A 1617-nucleotide genomic window follows, 5' to 3' on the forward strand; every position below is an offset into this window, starting at 1 on the left:
GCGTGGCCCTGGCCATGCGCTGGCTGAAGGAATCGGCCCGCAAGCGCGGCGAGAAGTCGATGGCCCAGCGCCTCGCCAACGAACTGCTGGAGGCCGTCGAAGGCCGCGGCGGCGCGATGAAGAAGCGCGACGAAGTGCACCGCATGGCGGACGCCAACAAGGCGTTCTCGCACTTCCGCTTCTAAGAACGAAGTCCCCAGTCCAACGGCCGCTCTTCGGGTTTACGCGAACCCGCGAGCGGCCCCTGCTTTTGGAGTGCCATCATGGCCACCCGCAAGACCCCCATCGAGCGCTACCGCAACATCGGCATCTCGGCCCACATCGACGCCGGCAAGACCACGACCACCGAGCGCATCCTGTTCTACACGGGTGTGAACCACAAGATCGGTGAAGTGCACGATGGCGCTGCCACGATGGACTGGATGGAGCAGGAGCAGGAGCGCGGCATCACGATCACGTCGGCCGCGACGACCTGCTTCTGGAAGGGCATGGAGCTCAACCACCCCGAGCACCGCATCAACATCATCGACACSCCSGGSCACGTGGACTTCACSATCGAGGTSGAGCGCTCSATGCGYGTGCTCGACGGCGCCTGCATGGTGTACTGCGCCGTGGGTGGCGTGCAGCCCCAGTCGGAAACCGTCTGGCGCCAGGCCAACAAGTACAAGGTGCCGCGCCTCGCGTTCGTCAACAAGATGGACCGCACCGGCGCGAACTTCTACAAGGTCTATGACCAGATGAAGGCCCGCCTGAAGGCGAACCCGGTGCCCATCGTGATCCCGATCGGCGCTGAAGACGGCTTCAGCGGCGTGGTCGACCTGATCAAGATGAAGGCGATCATCTGGGACGAGGCCTCGCAGGGCATGAAGTTCGACTACAAGGACATCCCGGCCGAGCTGCAGGCAGACGCCAAGAAGTGGCGCGAGAACATGATCGAGGCCGCCGCTGAATCCAGCGAAGACCTGATGAACAAGTACCTCGAGTCGGGCGACCTGAGCGAAGCCGAGATCAAGCTGGGCATCCGCACCCGCACGATCGCGAGCGAGATCCAGCCGATGCTGTGCGGTACCGCGTTCAAGAACAAGGGCGTGCAGCGCATGCTCGACGCGGTGATCGACTTCATGCCGTCGCCGATCGACATCCCGCCGGTGCCGGGCACCGACGAGGACGAGAAGGTCGTCACCCGCAAGGCCGACGACAACGAGAAGTTCGCCGCGCTGGCCTTCAAGCTGATGACCGACCCGTACGTCGGCCAGCTGACCTTCGTGCGCGTCTATTCGGGCGTGCTGAAGTCGGGCGACTCGGTCTACAACCCGATCCGTGGCAAGAAGGAGCGCATCGGCCGGATCCTGCAGATGCACGCCAACCAGCGTGAAGAAATCAAGGAAATCCTGGCCGGCGACATCGCCGCCTGCGTGGGCCTGAAGGACGTGACGACCGGCGAAACGCTGTGCGATCCCGACCACGTCATCACGCTCGAGAAGATGATCTTCCCGGAGCCGGTGATCTCGCAGGCCGTCGAGCCGAAGACCAAGGCCGACCAGGAAAAGATGGGCATCGCGCTGGGTCGCCTGGCGGCGGAAGATCCGTCGTTCCGCCTGCGCACCGACGAAGAGT

General features: G+C 64.0%; 1 protein-coding gene and 1 pseudogene. Both read left to right on the plus strand.

Annotated features, from left to right (window positions below; all coding sequences use genetic code 11):
• Positions 1–185 (plus strand): annotated as a pseudogene (locus AC1D15_RS31205) (30S ribosomal protein S7); the annotation flags it as partial.
• A 78-nt stretch (positions 186–263) separates the two neighbouring features.
• Positions 264–1617 (plus strand): elongation factor G (fusA, locus tag AC1D15_RS31210; protein WP_477829088.1); only part of this gene is annotated, 1354 nt, incomplete at its 3' end.

The organism is Rhizobacter sp. P2_H2 (assembly GCF_056403375.1).